This window comes from Bacillus sp. FSL L8-0167 (assembly GCF_038630295.1).
GTDB lineage: Bacteria > Bacillota > Bacilli > Bacillales > Bacillaceae > Bacillus > Bacillus safensis.
The window spans coordinates 2,442,447-2,459,276 of the sequence record NZ_CP152027.1 but is presented as its reverse complement, the minus strand read 5'-3'; the positions used below and the strand labels follow the sequence as shown (position 1 = coordinate 2,459,276).

General features: G+C 42.2%; 20 protein-coding genes and 1 riboswitch. Of the genes, 15 read left to right on the top strand and 5 right to left on the bottom strand.

Annotated features, from left to right (window positions below; translation table 11 throughout):
• Positions 1–126: 126 nt before the first annotated feature.
• A complete protein-coding gene (locus tag MHB66_RS12735; protein WP_024423149.1) occupies positions 127–744 on the top strand; it encodes a YhcN/YlaJ family sporulation lipoprotein in 618 nt (205 codons plus the stop codon).
• A 45-nt stretch (positions 745–789) separates the two neighbouring features.
• On the opposite strand, the gene MHB66_RS12730 is transcribed toward MHB66_RS12735, so the two are convergent.
• On the bottom strand, positions 790–1,422 hold the full coding sequence (locus MHB66_RS12730; protein ID WP_041115101.1) for a LysE family transporter: 633 nt from the start codon (positions 1,420–1,422) through the stop codon (positions 790–792).
• 235 nt (positions 1,423–1,657) lie between these two features.
• Positions 1,658–1,766, top strand: a riboswitch (TPP riboswitch).
• Between the two features lie 126 nt (positions 1,767–1,892).
• Here MHB66_RS12730 and thiC point away from each other — a divergent pair.
• Positions 1,893–3,653: a phosphomethylpyrimidine synthase ThiC gene (gene thiC / locus MHB66_RS12725; RefSeq protein ID WP_034279875.1), complete on the top strand. Its 1,761-nt coding sequence runs from the start codon at positions 1,893–1,895 to the stop codon at positions 3,651–3,653.
• A 36-nt stretch (positions 3,654–3,689) separates the two neighbouring features.
• Here the strand turns inward: thiC and MHB66_RS12720 are convergent, their stop codons facing one another.
• On the bottom strand, positions 3,690–3,836 hold the full coding sequence (locus tag MHB66_RS12720) for a hypothetical protein (protein WP_180951406.1): 147 nt from the start codon (positions 3,834–3,836) through the stop codon (positions 3,690–3,692).
• A 192-nt stretch (positions 3,837–4,028) separates the two neighbouring features.
• On the opposite strand from MHB66_RS12720, the gene MHB66_RS12715 reads away from it, so the two are divergent.
• Positions 4,029–4,211 carry a hypothetical protein gene (locus tag MHB66_RS12715; protein ID WP_008342761.1) on the top strand — a complete coding sequence of 61 codons (183 nt, stop codon included), beginning with the start codon at positions 4,029–4,031 and terminating at the stop codon, positions 4,209–4,211.
• A 32-nt stretch (positions 4,212–4,243) separates the two neighbouring features.
• Here the strand turns inward: MHB66_RS12715 and MHB66_RS12710 are convergent, their stop codons facing one another.
• Positions 4,244–4,888, bottom strand: coding sequence for a serine/threonine protein kinase (locus tag MHB66_RS12710; RefSeq protein ID WP_034279877.1), 645 nt, complete (start codon positions 4,886–4,888; stop codon positions 4,244–4,246).
• A gap of 239 nt (positions 4,889–5,127) precedes the next feature.
• On the opposite strand from MHB66_RS12710, the gene MHB66_RS12705 reads away from it, so the two are divergent.
• The 7 genes from MHB66_RS12705 to yajC all read left to right on the top strand — a co-directional run bounded on the left by MHB66_RS12705 (position 5,128) and on the right by yajC (position 10,145).
• On the top strand, positions 5,128–5,628 hold the full coding sequence (locus tag MHB66_RS12705) for an intercompartmental signaling factor BofC (protein ID WP_046312308.1): 501 nt from the start codon (positions 5,128–5,130) through the stop codon (positions 5,626–5,628).
• Positions 5,629–5,776: 148 nt separating this feature from the next.
• The gene (gene ruvA, locus MHB66_RS12700) at positions 5,777–6,382 is read left to right on the top strand and encodes a Holliday junction branch migration protein RuvA (RefSeq protein ID WP_024423144.1); all 606 of its coding nucleotides are present in this window, start codon (positions 5,777–5,779) and stop codon (positions 6,380–6,382) included.
• 11 nt (positions 6,383–6,393) lie between these two features.
• The gene (gene ruvB / locus MHB66_RS12695; RefSeq protein WP_024423143.1) at positions 6,394–7,398 is read left to right on the top strand and encodes a Holliday junction branch migration DNA helicase RuvB; all 1,005 of its coding nucleotides are present in this window, start codon (positions 6,394–6,396) and stop codon (positions 7,396–7,398) included.
• Positions 7,391–7,591, top strand: a complete 201-nt coding sequence (locus tag MHB66_RS12690; protein WP_012010741.1) for a DUF2905 domain-containing protein — start codon at positions 7,391–7,393, stop codon at positions 7,589–7,591. Before ruvB ends, MHB66_RS12690 begins: the two co-directional genes overlap by 8 nt.
• A 34-nt stretch (positions 7,592–7,625) precedes the next feature.
• Positions 7,626–8,654, top strand: coding sequence for a tRNA preQ1(34) S-adenosylmethionine ribosyltransferase-isomerase QueA (queA, locus tag MHB66_RS12685; protein ID WP_046311920.1), 1,029 nt, complete (start codon positions 7,626–7,628; stop codon positions 8,652–8,654).
• Between the two features lie 31 nt (positions 8,655–8,685).
• Positions 8,686–9,831, top strand: a complete 1,146-nt coding sequence (gene tgt / locus MHB66_RS12680) for a tRNA guanosine(34) transglycosylase Tgt (protein WP_024423141.1) — start codon at positions 8,686–8,688, stop codon at positions 9,829–9,831.
• 47 nt (positions 9,832–9,878) lie between these two features.
• A complete protein-coding gene (gene yajC / locus MHB66_RS12675; protein WP_008360993.1) occupies positions 9,879–10,145 on the top strand; it encodes a preprotein translocase subunit YajC in 267 nt (88 codons plus the stop codon).
• A 49-nt stretch (positions 10,146–10,194) separates the two neighbouring features.
• Here the strand turns inward: yajC and MHB66_RS12670 are convergent, their stop codons facing one another.
• Positions 10,195–10,572: a TIGR04086 family membrane protein gene (locus tag MHB66_RS12670; RefSeq protein ID WP_034279887.1), complete on the bottom strand. Its 378-nt coding sequence runs from the start codon at positions 10,570–10,572 to the stop codon at positions 10,195–10,197.
• A 152-nt stretch (positions 10,573–10,724) separates the two neighbouring features.
• On the opposite strand from MHB66_RS12670, the gene MHB66_RS12665 reads away from it, so the two are divergent.
• The gene (locus MHB66_RS12665; RefSeq protein WP_034279889.1) at positions 10,725–11,387 is read left to right on the top strand and encodes a DUF421 domain-containing protein; all 663 of its coding nucleotides are present in this window, start codon (positions 10,725–10,727) and stop codon (positions 11,385–11,387) included.
• Position 11,388: 1 nt separating this feature from the next.
• Here MHB66_RS12665 and spoVB read toward each other — a convergent pair whose 3' ends face one another.
• On the bottom strand, positions 11,389–12,939 hold the full coding sequence (spoVB, locus tag MHB66_RS12660; protein ID WP_046311918.1) for a stage V sporulation protein B: 1,551 nt from the start codon (positions 12,937–12,939) through the stop codon (positions 11,389–11,391).
• 116 nt (positions 12,940–13,055) lie between these two features.
• On the opposite strand from spoVB, the gene MHB66_RS12655 reads away from it, so the two are divergent.
• From MHB66_RS12655 to MHB66_RS12640, 4 genes are all read left to right on the top strand, one after another.
• Positions 13,056–13,352 (top strand): post-transcriptional regulator, encoded by a 297-nt coding sequence (locus tag MHB66_RS12655; protein ID WP_003216788.1) that lies wholly within the window; start codon positions 13,056–13,058, stop codon positions 13,350–13,352.
• A gap of 41 nt (positions 13,353–13,393) precedes the next feature.
• Positions 13,394–15,622, top strand: coding sequence for a protein translocase subunit SecDF (gene secDF, locus MHB66_RS12650; protein ID WP_034279892.1), 2,229 nt, complete (start codon positions 13,394–13,396; stop codon positions 15,620–15,622).
• A gap of 186 nt (positions 15,623–15,808) precedes the next feature.
• Entirely contained in the window at positions 15,809–16,297 is a 489-nt protein-coding gene (locus tag MHB66_RS12645) for a cation:proton antiporter regulatory subunit (RefSeq protein WP_041115109.1), read from the top strand.
• 101 nt (positions 16,298–16,398) lie between these two features.
• Complete coding sequence (locus tag MHB66_RS12640) at positions 16,399–16,749, top strand: lipopolysaccharide assembly protein LapA domain-containing protein (RefSeq protein WP_034279896.1); 351 nt, start codon at positions 16,399–16,401, stop codon at positions 16,747–16,749.
• Positions 16,750–16,830 lie beyond the last annotated feature (81 nt).

Sequence of the window (16,830 nt, the reverse complement as noted above, 5' to 3'; positions counted from 1 at the left end):
AGGAACGATCTCAATCGTTCCTTTTTTTGTTTATAACTGACAGCTTGATTTTTTTCCTAACTGTACATGCTAAAACAGAGCCTGTTTCGCGCTCATGAGATTGAATTTGTACAGGGGGTTTTTCGTTTGAGACAAAAATGGCAAAAAACAATCGCATTAGTGCTTCTTCCTATTGGTTTAACGGCATGTGGTGCAAATAATAACGCAGGTGTCGATACACGTCATAATCAATCAGGCCAGCCGGTTGGTTATCATTCAAATCAACGAGCGGAAGACAACAACCAAGATCATCAAGGACCAGTTTCTGAACTCATGGAGGGAATGAACGGGAGAAATACAACAAATGTTGATTACCGTACACGTCCTCAAGCTGATGATCGAATGCCTCTCACAGGTGGAGATGGACGCTACAGTCATGGAGATATGAACTATCATAATCAAATGTCGTTCTCAGGCTACGATAAACAAGAGAACATCCAGCGTTCAAGAAAAATTGCCAACCGCATCAATAAAATGAATCACGTGGCAGACTCTCAAGTCATGGTGACGGATGAGAATGTGTATATTGCCATTAAATCAGATGGCCGCCTGACGTCAGAAGGCGTATCACAAGTAGAAGAAGCAGCGACTCGTTATGCGGATGGAAGAGCAGTACAAGTCATAAAAGATGAAGGTGCATTCACACGCTTTAGAGACATGAGAAGAACGCAATTTGAAACAGGCCAAACAGGCATGACCCGATAGTTTGACACAAAAAGGCTAAAGTTCATCACGAACTTTAGCCTTTTCTTAAAAATAAACCTTGATGCCTATATAAAATTCGTAAAAGAAATAACAGCCAAACCCTAGTAATAAAATACCAGCAATAATGGATGTCCACTTGATCATCGTCCGATTCATCACTTTTCTTGTTAACGATACAAGTGTGAGAAGACCGATGTCATGAAGGAAAATCCCTGCCAAGATACCGCCGGCAGCCAGCATAAATTCAGATGAATCTGTTTTTGTATACGCATCCGCAAGTACAGCACCAAAAACAGAAACCCAGAACACAAGATTTCCAGGAGATACCGCCACGAGCAAGCCGTTTCGATATGTTTTTGCGAATGATTTATTGACCTTTTCTCCTGCTAAATGGATATCTTGATCCGCGTGTTTAATGGAGTCGTATGCGAGAATCATTAAAAATACAGCTCCGATCAGCCAGAGCGGGATTTGAACAAACGGCAAAGATAAAAACTGAGCAAATCCAGCATATAAAGCCAAGATAAGTAATAAGTCTATGGTCATACCGCCTGCTCCGACAGTTAAACCATGAAAGAATCCGTTTTTGAGTCCCTGTTTTGTCATTTCAACCGTGATCGCTCCAACAGGCAGAGCAATTGAGAATCCTACGACGATAAATGTGAGAAATGTTTGCAATCGACTAGAACTTCCTTTGAATAAATTGTATAAAAATTCTCCGTTTAGATTAATTATACATAATAGGAGAAAAGGATCAACGATTATTTCAGATTTAATTGAAATGAGAGAGACAGATCATGTATAGAAATCTGTATATCAATATAATCCATAAAGCTTGTAGGGGAAAGGAACTATTTTCCTGAATTCTCTTTTTTTCATGATGTCTCTATGCTACACTGATGTGGAAATCAATAAAAGTGACTAGGGGTGCCCGTAAATGGGCTGAGAGAGTAGCATAAGCTTCTTAACCCTTTGGACCTGATCTGGCTCGTACCAGCGTGGGGAAGTTGAAGATGATGCATGTATCCTATCAATGATATGCATGTTTATTTCTGACGACGAAACCAGGTTCTTTCAATAGAGCCTGGTTTTTTGCTGGTGCTGATTCCATCCTGTCCGGTGACAAGAAGAAAAGGAGAGAACAGCAAATGAAGGAAAAGAAAAGTGTCCCATCCAACCAATCATTATTATCCAGCTTTGACGGCAGCCGAAAGGTGTATGAGAAAGGATCAAGGCCCGATATCTTAGTGCCGAAAAGAGAGATTGCGCTCTCACATACTGTGACAGAGGCGGGCGGCATAAAAAATGAACCAGTCCGTGTATACGATACGAGTGGACCGTACACTGATGAGAACGTTCATATTGACGTCACAAAGGGATTAAAGCGTCTTAGGGCAGCATGGATTGAAGAAAGAGGAGATACAGAAAGCTATGAAGGGCGTCATGTAAAACCGGAAGATAACGGATATCGTTCAAGAGAGAAGGAGTCCTTCCATTCTGTCCAAACTGATTTTCATCATAAGCCGCTCCGCGCGAAACAAGGAGCGCGCGTGACGCAAATGCATTATGCCAAAAAAGGCATCATTACGCCTGAAATGGAGTTTATCGCAATAAGAGAAGAGCTAAGCCCTGAGTTCGTTAGAGAGGAAGTAGCGAGCGGAAGAGCCGTCATTCCTTCGAATATTAACCATCCAGAAAGTGAACCAATGATTATCGGAAGGAATTTTCATGTCAAAATCAATGCGAATATTGGTAATTCAGCTGTCACGTCATCCATTGATGAAGAGGTTGAAAAAATGACATGGGCGATCAGATGGGGGGCAGATACAATGATGGATCTGTCTACTGGAAAGGATATTCATACAACGAGAGAATGGATCATTCGGAATTGCCCAGTCCCAGTAGGAACCGTTCCTATCTATCAGGCCCTTGAAAAAGTGAATGGAGTCGCAGAAGATTTGACGTGGGACGTGTACAGGGACACATTAATTGAACAAGCAGAACAAGGTGTAGATTATTTCACAATTCATGCGGGCGTGCTGTTAAGATATATTCCGCTTACAGTCGATCGGGTGACTGGAATTGTTTCAAGAGGCGGTGCAATTATGGCAAGATGGTGTCTTGCTCATCATCAAGAGAATTTCCTCTACACTCACTTCGAAGACATTTGTGAAATTATGAAAAAATATGATATCGCCTTTTCACTTGGAGATGGACTTAGACCAGGCTCGATTGCTGATGCCAATGATGAGGCGCAGTTTGCAGAGCTGGAAACGTTAGGTGAATTAACAGAGATCGCTTGGAAACATGATGTGCAGGTAATGATTGAAGGGCCCGGACATGTCCCAATGGATAAAATCAAAGAGAATGTGGACAAGCAAATGGACATTTGCAAGGAAGCACCATTTTATACGTTAGGGCCTCTTACAACAGATATCGCGCCGGGGTATGATCACATTACATCCGCAATCGGTGCGGCCATGATCGGCTGGTACGGAACAGCCATGCTGTGCTATGTAACACCAAAAGAGCATTTAGGTCTGCCGAACAAAGAAGATGTGAGAGAAGGCGTGATCGCCTATAAAATTGCGGCACATGCCGCTGATCTAGCAAAAGGACATCCTGCTGCTCAAAAGCGCGATGATGCTTTATCGAAAGCGAGGTTTGAATTTAGATGGCGGGACCAATTCAACCTGTCACTTGATCCAGAAAGAGCCTTGGCGTTCCATGATGAAACATTGCCTGCCGAAGGCGCTAAAACCGCTCACTTTTGCTCGATGTGCGGACCGAAGTTTTGCAGTATGAAAATTTCTCATGATATCCGCAATCAATCTGAAGAAGTGAAAAGAGAGATGGAAAAGAAGGCGAAGGAGTTTGTCAGTCAGGGAAGTCAAATTTATCAGCCCTAAAAAAAGAACCTCGCACGCATGCTGTGCGGGGTTTTATCAAACGGCTGAGAAGGCTTTTCTTAAAAGGTGAAAAAATGCCTTTGCTGCATATGCCAGCATGTCCACACTTGGAATGAGAGCATCTGTTAAATGAAAAAAGACTGTTTGTTTTTCGGGAGATGTTCGTTTCTTTTTCTGCTTCATTAAGGGCAGCCTCCTTTTTAATCAATATACTTCTTTGCAGATCTGAGAGATAGATATGTTGTGTGAATTTAAACAAAATTTAAACTTCTTGGGTTTGAATGGAAACAAGGAGGGGAAACGAGTTGAATAGAGAATGAATGAAAAGAGCTGATCTATTTGACCAGCGAACAAGAAGAGTGGAAGGTGATCTTTATGATGAAAGTATTTAAGGTAACATTTCATATGAACAATGGGGAAGTGCTTGATTTCGAGCTCAAACGTCCAGCTACCTATGATGTGTATAAAAAAATTGAAGAAGCCAATCATTGGTTTAAGCTGAATAATGAAATCATTAACCTATTAAACGTCAATAGTATCCATGTAGAAACAGAATAACGCAGAAAGCCGCTCAAAGAGAGCGGCTTTCATTATGCAGAAAAATCATTTCGATTATTAAGCTGCCCGCGGGACAGCCAGTTCTTTTTATACAAATATGCAATGACTTCAAGCCACAGACGCGGTGCTTTTTTAGGGAAAAAAGGTTTTTGGTAATAGGCATAAGCGGCTTTTAAATCATCCCATTGATGACATGCTTTCGTTTGCGTGAATCTGGCAACGTCAATGACCCTGATCCGTCCTTCTTTTGTTAAGATCAAATTGCGCAGATGAATATCAGAAGGATTCAATCCTTTCTCGCGCGCTTCCTCCAGCGCATCATCGACTTGTTCAATCATTTGTTTTTTAATAGGAATTCCTTTTGTAAGGCATTCATAGAATGTGTAGCCTTTAATATATTCCATTAAAATATACTGATCCCCAGACTCATAAATCTCAGGGTAGTAAGACGAACCAGAAAGTTTTTCGTAGATGGCAGCCTCTTTGCGGGCAATATGCTGATAAGAAGGGAAAAAGACTTTTAGTGCCATTTTCTTGCCGTCTTTTTTGTATAAAAAGACATAGGCACTTCTTCCTTTGCCGCACAGTTCAAGCTCTGCCGGTTTATAGGCAAGCTTATGAAAACGTTTCTCTTCATGATATTGAATCGATTCGGCTAATCTTTTGACATCTGACATTGACTTCACCTTCTTTGGTTTCAGTTTATGCGGCTGAAAAACGAATGATGAAAAAACCGTGTCATTCGATAAAGCAATGGATTGTATAAAACATAACATTTACGAATGAAGGATACAACGAAAGACTCTTACCATACATTTGAATGATCGATTTGGTTAATGTTTAGAAAAATGGGTCAAACTACATATGTCATGCATCGATCTCATGTTCTAAAGAGGTGTAAATAGTGAAAGTGAAGATGAAATGTTTCGTTACAGGACTTATCATGACAAGTGTGCTTTTTTTTGCTGCGGATATGGAAGGGAAAGAACACTTGCAAAAGCAGTCAAACTCTATTACCGTCCAGCTTGAAAAAGTCTATCTAGACGGCGATGTGAGTATTGAAAGACACCGGGCATCATTAGAAGACAAAGACACATTCTGGGCGCAGTATAAAGGCTGGACGCTCGTAGAACAAAAAGAGGATTTTGCCCTTTTTAGAAAGCAAATTGATGATATCTCTCCATTAAGTAAAGCAAATGGATATATCGGATTATCAGAGGACGGTGTGATTTCTACGTTTCATGGAAGGCCTGACGGCTGGGCGGAGCCTATTCATCTCTTTTTTCAAATTGATACGTCCCGTTTAGAAAGTCATGTGGAAAAGCAGCTTGAGCAAGGCATTCCTTTTCGAACAAAGGATGAATTTGAGCATGTGCTTGAAGTCATGAAGCCTTATCGAAATGAAGTATCGTTTTAAAGCGTGTAACAGCTTGCTGGTGTGAAGGCCGCAAGCTGTTTTTCGTGGTTTCATCATAAAAATGTACTGAGCGAACGTATGTTAACTTTTATTGCGGTTTTCTCTTCGATTTATGTTACAATGAAGAACAGTCAAAGAGGTGAAAACGGTGATAGAGTTTGTAAAAGGGACCATTGATTATGTGTGCCCGCAATATGTTGTCATTGAAAACGGCGGAGTGGGATATCAAGTCTATACCCCAAACCCGTTTATCTATCGAGTAAATAAACAAGAAACGATTTATACGTATCATTACATAAAGGAAGACGCCTTTTCGTTATACGGTTTTCAAACACGAGAAGAAAAAGCGCTGTTCACAAAACTGTTAAATGTCACAGGAATTGGGCCAAAGGGCGCTCTCGCCATTCTTGCTTCCGGGGATCCTGGCGCTGTCATTTCAGCGATAGAACGTGAAGATGAAGCGTTCCTGATTAAATTCCCTGGGGTGGGCAAAAAAACAGCACGCCAAATCATTCTGGATCTAAAAGGCAAACTTGCAGATGTGGTGCCAGAAATGATTGGCAACTTATTTAATCACGAGGACCACATTCAGGTCGAAACGCAGCAAACTGCATTAGATGAAGCGCTTGAAGCCTTAAGTGTCCTTGGATACGGTGATCGTGAAATCAAAAAGGTTCTTCCATTATTAAAAGAAGAAAAGAATCTCACAACCGATCAATATGTGAAAAAAGCTTTACAAAAAATGTTGAAATAGGGTGATGTCTCATGGATGAACGGCTCGTCTCAACTGAAGCAGACAACCATGAATCAGCCATTGAGCAAAGTCTGCGGCCACAGACACTTAGCCAATATATCGGTCAGCAAAAAGTAAAGGATAACCTCAGCGTATTTATTGAAGCTGCCCGCATGAGGCAGGAAACGCTTGATCACGTCCTTTTATATGGACCTCCTGGACTTGGGAAAACAACGCTTGCGTCGATCATTGCCAATGAAATGAATGTTCAGCTGCGTACAACGTCAGGACCAGCGATTGAACGTCCTGGTGATTTGGCGGCCATCTTAACATCTCTTGAGCCAGGTGATGTATTGTTTATTGATGAAATTCACCGCTTGCAGCGCTCAATTGAAGAAGTGCTGTACCCAGCAATGGAGGACTTTTGTTTAGATATTGTCATTGGAAAAGGAGATACAGCACGCTCTGTACGGCTTGATTTACCGCCATTTACGCTTGTAGGTGCAACAACCCGTGTCGGGCTGTTAACAGCGCCGCTTCGTGACAGGTTTGGGGTACATGCAAGATTGGAATACTATGAACAAAGAGATTTGGCTCACATTGTGGCAAGAACAGCCGAGCTGTTTGAGATTGGGATCGATATTCGCTCTGCTGAAGAGATTGCGAGACGTTCCCGGGGAACACCGAGGGTTGCCAATCGTTTGCTCAGAAGAGTAAGAGATTTTGCGCAGGTGCTTGGGAATCATGCCATTACGCAGGATATTGCGGAAGATGCCCTAGAGCGTCTTCAAGTCGACAGGCTTGGCCTTGATCATATAGACCATAAGCTGCTTTTAAGTATGATCGAAAAATTTAGAGGCGGTCCTGTTGGGCTTGATACGATCTCAGCGACAATTGGAGAAGAATCACATACGATTGAAGATGTGTACGAACCGTACTTACTGCAAATTGGTTTCCTGCAAAGAACACCAAGAGGGCGGGTCGTCACAAGAGAAGCGTATGAACATTTTCAAATGGAGGTTCCGATTCGTGACTGAATTCCCTAAAATATTAATGATTTTAGGTGGTGTCCTTTTTGCCGCAGGATTAGTATTTCAATTGGTTGGTAAGCTTCCAGGTGATATTTTTGTGAAAAAAGGAAATGTAACGTTCTTTTTTCCTGTCATTACATGCATTGTCATTAGCATCGTACTAACCATATTACTTAATATCTTTGGACGGATGAAATAACGTTAACTAGTTAACTACAGAATAGGTGAAGGAAATGAAGCTAGAACTATTTGATTTTGATTTACCAGAAAGATTGATTGCACAAGTGCCGCTTGAAAAAAGAGATGCATCAAGACTGATGGTCTTAAACAAACAAACGGGTGCGATTACACATGATACATTCTCACAAATCATCAATTATTTTCAAAAGGGCGATTGTCTCGTTCTAAACAATACGCGCGTTCTGCCTGCACGTCTGTTTGGTATGAAAGAGGATACAGGTGCCAAACTAGAGCTGCTTCTATTGAAACAAGAAGAGGGAGACAACTGGGAAACACTTGTCAAACCAGCCAAACGGGTGAAAAAAGGGACGGTTATCACGTTTGGTGATGGAAGGCTCAAAGCAGTATGCACAGAGGAAATGGAACATGGCGGAAGAAAAGTCGAGTTTCAATATACAGGCATTTTTTATGAAGTGCTTGAATCCCTTGGTGAAATGCCGCTGCCTCCATATATTAAAGAGCAGCTTGACGACCGTGAACGCTATCAAACCGTTTATTCAAAAGAGGTTGGCTCCGCTGCTGCGCCAACTGCCGGTCTCCACTTTACAACCGAGCTGCTGGATGCGCTGAAAGCGAAAGGTGTACACATTGCTTTCATTACGCTGCACGTAGGGCTTGGCACATTTCGTCCGGTAAGTGCAGAACGTATTGAAGAACACGAAATGCACGCAGAGTTTTATGAAATGAATGAAGAAACAGCTGATGAGCTTAACCGCATTCGCAAGGAAGGCGGGCGGATTATTTCAGTCGGCACAACGTCAACAAGAACGCTTGAAACCATTGCAAGTGCACATGATGGTGAGTTCAAAGCCTCAAGCGGCTGGACGTCGATCTTTATTTACCCTGGCTACACATTCAAGGCAATTGACGGCATGATCACGAATTTCCATCTGCCAAAATCCTCGTTAATTATGCTTGTCAGCGCATTAGCTGGACGAGAGCACGTACTTAAAGCGTACAATGAGGCTGTTAAAGAGGAATACCGATTCTTCAGCTTTGGCGATGCCATGCTGATTCAATAACATCATACAACAAAGACAGGAGGGCTCATTTTTGTCGCAATTACCGATACGTTATGAGTTCATTAAATCATGTAAACAGACAGGTGCACGTCTTGGCCGCGTTCATACACCGCACGGCTCCTTTGAAACACCTGTATTTATGCCAGTAGGTACACTGGCTACAGTCAAAACAATGGCGCCTGAAGAATTAAAGGCTATGGATGCAGGCATCATCTTAAGCAATACGTACCACCTATGGCTCCGTCCAGGTCACGATATCGTAAAGGAAGCAGGCGGTCTGCACAAATTTATGAACTGGGATCGAGCAATCCTAACAGATTCAGGCGGATTCCAAGTTTTTTCATTGAGTGAATTTAGAAAAATTGAAGAAGAAGGCGTTCACTTCCGTAATCATTTAAACGGAGACAAGCTGTTCCTATCTCCTGAAAAAGCCATGGACATCCAAAATGCACTTGGCTCTGATATTATGATGGCATTTGATGAATGCCCGCCGTATCCTGCAGAGTACGATTATATGAAACGTTCTGTGGAGCGGACAAGCAGATGGGCAGAGCGCTGTCTAACAGCGCACCAGCGTCCTGAGGATCAAGGGCTGTTTGGGATTGTCCAAGGCGGAGAATACGAAGAGCTTCGAAAACAAAGTGCAAAAGACCTTGTTTCACTTGATTTCCCAGGTTACGCCATCGGAGGTTTATCTGTAGGGGAACCAAAAGATGTGATGAATCGTGTACTAGAGTTCACAACACCATTTTTACCGGCAGACAAGCCGAGGTACCTAATGGGTGTCGGCTCACCAGACTCCTTAATAGACGGCGCCATTCGCGGTGTAGATATGTTTGACTGCGTACTGCCGACGCGAATTGCAAGAAACGGCACCTTGATGACAAGTGAAGGCCGTCTTGTTGTGAAAAATGCAAAATATGAGCGTGACTTTAGACCAATCGATGAAAACTGTGACTGCTATACATGTAAAAACTATACACGCGCCTATATTAGACATCTCATCAGAACAAATGAAACGTTCGGAATTCGATTAACAACTTATCATAATCTTCATTTTCTGTTAAAATTAATGGAGCAAGTGAGAGAAGCTATCCGTGAGGATCGTTTAGGTGATTTTAAAGAAGAGTTTTTTGAGCGTTACGGCTTTAACAAACCGAATGCGAAAAACTTTTAACGCATAAACGAAAGGCTTTACAATGCTTTAGAAAGGGGTGAAATAGAATGGATGGTGGTATGGGTTCAATCATTATGATTGTTGTCATGTTTGCTGTGCTTTACTTCTTGTTAATCCGTCCACAGCAAAAGCAACAGAAAGCTGTGCGTCAGATGCAGCAATCTTTATCAAAAGGCGATAAAATCGTCACAATCGGTGGTTTACACGGTGAAATCGACTCAATTGATGAATCAAAAGTGGTCATCAAAACAAGCGAAAACAACCGTTTAACTTTCGATCGTCGTGCTATTAGAGAATTAGCTGACAAAGGCTAATCCTCTGATACATAGCCATAAAAAAAAGAGCGATATAACCGCTCTTTTTTTATTTGCCTCGAAGATTGACGCCAATCATTCCCCCCAGCATACAAATGCCTAAAAATGCTCCATGATAGATAAACTGCTCTGGTGAAAACGTTTTTCCAAATCCCAAATATTGAAATAGAAATACAGTGAGGGAAAAAATGATAGACGTGACCGCACCAATCAGCCAGCCACGCTCCTTTGCTTTCCCTCCAGAAATGATGCCTCCTAATAAAAGGGCAGCAAAGGACAAAATCATAATCATCCATTTAAATGATGTTTCCTGCATACTTGTGAATGTAAGCATGAGCGACACAAGTAAACTTGTGACAACCATCACGACAAAAATGGCAATTAAGCCGGATAAAATGCCTTTTCCAATATGTTTCGTTTCCTGCATGTAGATTCGTCTCCTCTCCAATTGAACGAAGCTTGTCTTTTACTAAAATGTATTCACAGTGAAGAAAAAATAGACATGTTTCAGACGTTTCTTTTCTACATAAATAAAGTGTTTTGACACAAGCTATGTTGGAGAAGGAGGGTTTACATCACATGCAGGATATCTTGATCATTTCCATGAGAACCATCATTTTATATTTTCTTATTTGGTTTATATTTCGCTTAATGGGCAAAAGGGAAATTGGCGAGCTGAGCATTTTAGATTTAGTCATTTTTATGATGATCGCAGAAATTGCGGTTCTCGCCATAGAAGAAGTAGAGGATCACATGTTACATACGGTATGGCCAATCCTGCTGTTAACCTTCATTCAAATCACACTTGCTTACCTCTCACTGAAATTCCAAGGCGTCCGGCGCTTTCTTGACGGCAAACCGGCCCTGCTCATCATCAATGGGAAAATAGACGAGGGTGCAATGAGAAAACAGCGATACAATTTTGATGACCTTCTCATTCAATTAAGAGAAAATAACATCGACAGCATTCAGGATGTCTCTTACGCCATTTTAGAGCCGTCTGGAAAGCTCGCCGTTGTCGAAAAAGAAAACAAGCGCAAACATGCAGCGCTTGAGCTTCCACTTGTTGCGGACGGTGTCGTGCAGCATGACCACCTTAAGCAAATCAATCAAAATGAACAGTGGCTGAAAGATGAGCTTGCTAAAAGAGGCTATCATGATATCGATCAAATCTCTTACTGCAGCTTTAATCAAAAAACATTTTATATTGATTTGAAAGATGAAGTGATCAAAAAGAGATGAGCTAAAACAGCTTCCCAATGAACGGGATGCGGCGCAGCTCTTCTCGTTTCACTAGCCCTAGGCAGATTAATAGAATGACATAGAGCGTGCACGTAACAAAAATGAGTGTCACAAGTTCAATAGGAGCAGAAAAGAGTCCGTCTACTTGAGATTTCAGCCAAAGGCTGACAGCCCCTGTACCGATAATCACAAGGACGCATAGTCCATATTCCTTTAATGGTAAATGAATAGGCAGCACCTTTCCGACAGTTGCCGCATGGAGCAGCGTGACAAGGATGATGCCGATTAAGATCGCAAGTGCTGCGCCCATAATGCCAAAGCCAGGCTGGGAAGCAAGGACAAAAATCATCCCTGTTTTCACAATTGCACCTATCAGGCTGTTGGTCATCGCCGCACCAGCTAAATTGAGTGCTTGAAGCACGGCTTGAAGGGGCCCTTGAAAATAATAAAGAAGGAAAAATGGCGCCATGAATTTCACATAAATGGCCGCGTGCGATGAACCATACATAAAGAGTGTTAAATCTTCTGCGTAAACGAAAAGAATAATACATGAAATGCCTCCGCTGAGTAAACAAAGGCGCATCGCCTGCTTCAGCCGGTATTCGACCGTTTTACGTTTGTTCTGCTCCATTCCTTCACTGATCGCCGGAACTAATGCAGTGGAGAGTGAATACGTAATAAAACTAGGCAGTGTCAAAAGGGTCAGGGCAAGACCAGTCAACTCCCCGTACTGCCTTGTCGCCTCTACAGCTGCATAACCAGCAATGGCAAGACTTTGCGCGACAACAATCGGCTCTAAAAACCACGAAATATTCCCGATAAAACGGCTGCCTGTTGTTGGCAGGGCAATGCTCATCAGCTGTTTAAACGTGTCCTTCCCGTCATGAATCGCCTTAAAAAATCGTTTTCGAATACGAATCGTCTTTTTATAGCGGAAGGCGATCAGTAAGTAAGCAAGTGAAATCATCTCTCCAATCACAGATGAAATCATCGCACCTGCTGCCGCATATTCAATCCCGTAAGGAAGGAAAGCCGTTGTACATACTGCCACTAGTGAAATTCTTGCGACCTGCTCTAGAACTTGAGACATCGCAAGCGGGCTCATCTGCTGTCTGCCCTGGAAATAGCCTCTTAACACACTGGAAATGGCGATGACTGGTACGACGGGTGTAATGGCAAGCAGTGGATAGACCGTTCTAGGATCAGTCAGCATATTTTCTGCCATGATGGGCGCAAACCATAAAAAGAGCGGCGTGAATATCAGGCTGAGTGTTCCTGTTATCGCAAGGGACATGACCAGAATACGTTTTGTTTTCTGTTTGTCACCCCGGGCTTCTGCTTCTGCGACAAGCTTACTAATGGCGACAGGCAGTCCGAATTGTGTGAGCGTCACGGCGAGAAAAAAGGTAGGTGCAGCCATCATATAAAGCCCGACCCCTTCTTCGCCAATGAACCTCGCAATGACAATTCGATTGACAAAACCCAATATTCTCGTGATAAAACCTGCTAAAATTAAAATAATGGTCCCCTTTAAAAACGTTTGCTTCGTCAAATCACAGATCACCTGCCTTCTCAAACGACATAGAATCATATACAATAAGATATGCGTGTATATCGTCCAAGCATGACAAGTCTCTCGATAAAAAACTGAAAAGGGGGAGCTACGCAATGACACAACACCCAGCTGCTATATACAAAGACCATTTAAAGCCTTTTCTGTTCAGTAAGCTTGAAGAATTCATCGTTTTGGGCTATAAAGATGTAGATTTAGAGGAATTATGGTCATACTTAGAGAATAAGAAGTGGAAGAAAAAACAAGAGTATCCGATTCATGAAATGGTTGCAGATATTTTATCTGTGAAAATAGGCGAATTTATGAACTATGCAACCGTTCAGTCGTTTAAAACGTCTGCTTTTTTGGACAGTGAAGATGGCAAGAATATGCTTGATGAACTGTTGAAATAAGCCATCTTAATGGATTCAGGTGTTTAAGGAGGAAATACATAATGAAAAAAGGGCGCATTCTTGCGTTTTTCTTAGTGGTTCTGTTAATCGGAACTGGCGTGGGCTTACTGACAAAGCCTGTTGCGAAAGATATGACGCTAGGGCTGGATTTACAGGGTGGATTTGAAGTCCTGTATGATGTACATCCAGTGAAAAAAGAGGACAAGATCACAAATAGTGTTCTCGTTAGTACAGTGGAGGCTTTAAACCGAAGAGCCAATGTGCTAGGTGTAAGTGAGCCGAACATCTCGATTGAAGGCAATAATCGTATCCGTGTGCAACTAGCAGGGGTAAAAGATCAAAACAGAGCTAGGGAGATTCTTTCCACTGAAGCACAGCTATCCTTCAGAGATACGAATGATAAAGAACTTCTTAACGGGGCTGACCTAGTCGAAAACAGTGCAAAACAAACATTCAGTCAAACGAATGAGCCAATTGTGACGGTTAAACTAAAGGATGCGAAAAAATTTGGTGACGTCACAAGAAAAGTAGCAGCGATGGCGCCGAATAACCAGCTTGTCATTTGGCTTGATTATCACAAAGGAGATTCCTTCAAAAAAGAAGTCTCAAAATCAAACCACAAGTATGTATCTGCACCAAATGTGAATCAAGAGATTAACAGCAGTGACGTACAAATTGAAGGGAAATTTACTGTCCAAGAGGCAAAAGACCTCGCAAGTATTTTAAATGCCGGGGCATTGCCAGTAAAATTAACAGAAAAATATTCCACATCTGTGAGTGCACAGTTTGGTGAACAAGCACTGAACGAAACAGTGTTCGCAGGAATAGTAGGAATCGCATTTATCTTCTTATTCATGCTGCTTTATTACCGATTACCTGGTCTTATAGCTGTCATCACACTATCAGCCTATATCTACATTACGCTGCAAGTGTTTGACTGGATGGGCGCGGTCATGACACTGCCTGGAATTGCCGCACTTATTCTAGGGGTAGGGATGGCTGTTGATGCCAACATTATTACTTATGAACGGATCAAAGAAGAGCTGAAGCTCGGCAAATCTGTCCGTTCTGCTTTCAGATCAGGGAACCGCAGATCATTTGCGACCATCTTTGATGCAAACTTAACAAGTATTATTGCCGGCGGAGTGCTGTTCTTCTTCGGGACAAGCTCTGTAAAAGGATTTGCAACAATGCTCATCCTCTCGATTTTAACAAGCTTTATCACGGCTGTATTCCTATCAAGATTCCTTCTTGGACTGCTTGTAGAAAGCCGTGCGCTCGACCGCAAAAAAGGCTGGTTTGGTGTCCGCAAAAAAGACATCATGAGTATCCACGAAACAACAGAAAATACCGAACCGAAAACGCCATTTGATAAATGGGATTTCGTCAGCAAACGTAAAGGCTTTATGATTTTCTCCATAGCTGTTACTATTGCGGGAATCATCGTCCTTTCGATCTTCAAGCTCAATGCTGGTATTGACTTTGCTAGTGGAACGAGAATTGATGTTCAAAGCGATCACAAGCTGACAACTGCACAAGTAGAGCAAGACTTTAAAAAGCTTGGTCTTGAAGCAGACAGTGTTGTGCTGTCGGGGCAAAAAGAAAATCAGGCAGCTGCTCGATTTGTCGGGGTGCCGAACAAAGAAAAAATCGCTGAAGTGAAGGATTACTTCAAAGATAAATACGGCACTGAGCCGAATGTAAGTACAGTATCACCGACTGTCGGAAAAGAACTTGCCCGTAATGCGCTATATGCCGTCATCATTGCTTCCATTGGGATCATTTTATATGTATCCGTCCGTTTTGAGTATAAGATGGCGATTGCGGCGATTATCTCACTGCTGTACGATGCATTCTTTATTGTCGCCTTCTTTAGTATCACGCGCTTAGAGGTGGATGTCACCTTCATTGCCGCGATCCTCACGGTCATTGGGTACTCGATCAACGACACGATCGTTACCTTCGACAGGGTTCGTGAGCAAATGAAGAAACGTAAACCGAAAACCATTGAAGATCTATCGTACATTGTGAACTTAAGCTTACAGCAAACCTTTACGCGATCTGTCAACACGGTGCTGACTGTACTTGTCGTTGTTGTCGCACTGCTTATCTTCGGATCAGCGTCGATTACAAACTTCTCCATCGCCTTACTTGTCGGCTTATTAACAGGGGTGTACTCATCCCTTTATATCGCGGCACAAATTTGGCTGATGTGGAAAGGCCGTGAGCTGAAAAAACCAGCTAAGATTGATACAGATCAAGATATTTAATCTAGAAAGACTGCCTTTTTCGGCAGTCTTTTTCTATCGATTTTTCTGAAAATAAGATGATTCGAAAAAACATTTCGGGTTTCATTGATCTTAAAATGGTCTTTTGCTATAATGACTTACGTTTAGACCAGTATAGAAAGCAAGTGTCTGTTTAGGCATTTGGCTTTATTCATTGGAGGGGCTGTTATGAAGGTTCGGGAAACTGAACTGCCAGGTATCGGTCATAAAGCCGAAATGATCACAAGAAATAATGAGAAGCTTGCCATCATTACACATGATGACGGCAGAAGAGAAATGTATCATTTTCAGGAGGACGACCATGAAGAAACGATTTCTGGCATCCTGCTAAACGATGAAGAAGCAAGACAAATTGCGGCTATTTTAGGCGGCATGGTCTATAAGCCGAAAGCGCTTGAAACCGTAGAGGTAGCCATTGATGAACTGGTGATTGAATGGTTTAAAATTGAAAAGAATGCACCAGCTGTTCAAAGAAGCATCGGTGACCTCAATGTTCGCCAAAACTATCAAGTAACAGTCATCGCCATTGTGAGAAAATCACATGAGAAGATTTTAAATCCAGGACCAGATACCATCATCGAAGAAGGGGATACCCTTGTCATTTCTGGAGAAAGAAAAGAATTAAAGAATCTGATTAAAGAAAAACTCAGCAGCTGATGATGCCCATGCTGATAGGTTTTCTTCCACTGCTTTCTTTCGGTGTTTAAAAAAGGCAGCGAAAAGGGAAGAATAAAAGAAAAAGCTTGGGGGATATGTAGATGAACAAACAACAATGGACCATCATACTCGCATTTATTTTCGTATTAATTGTCTCAGTATTTGCCGTGATTAATGTACGGCCTGTCGAGGTACACTACTTATTTGGAACGGCTGAATGGCCGCTGATCCTTGTCATTATCGGTTCAGTTTTAATGGGCGGGCTGATTGTGGCATTTGCAGGGATCTTCCAAATTGTGAAACTGAAACGTGAACTAAAAGCATTAAAAGCTGAGCGTGCAGCCGCTGCACCTGCTGCGGCGACGAAAAAGGCAGACAGAGATCTTCAAAAGAAATCTCATGTCACGCCTTTAAAAGAACAGCCAGCATCATTTGACCGGAAGGAAAAATAATCTTCCAGCACAATTTCATAAAATAAAAATTGAAACCCCTCAGGCCACTCTAGTATAATAGTGTGGTTGAGGGGTGAATTT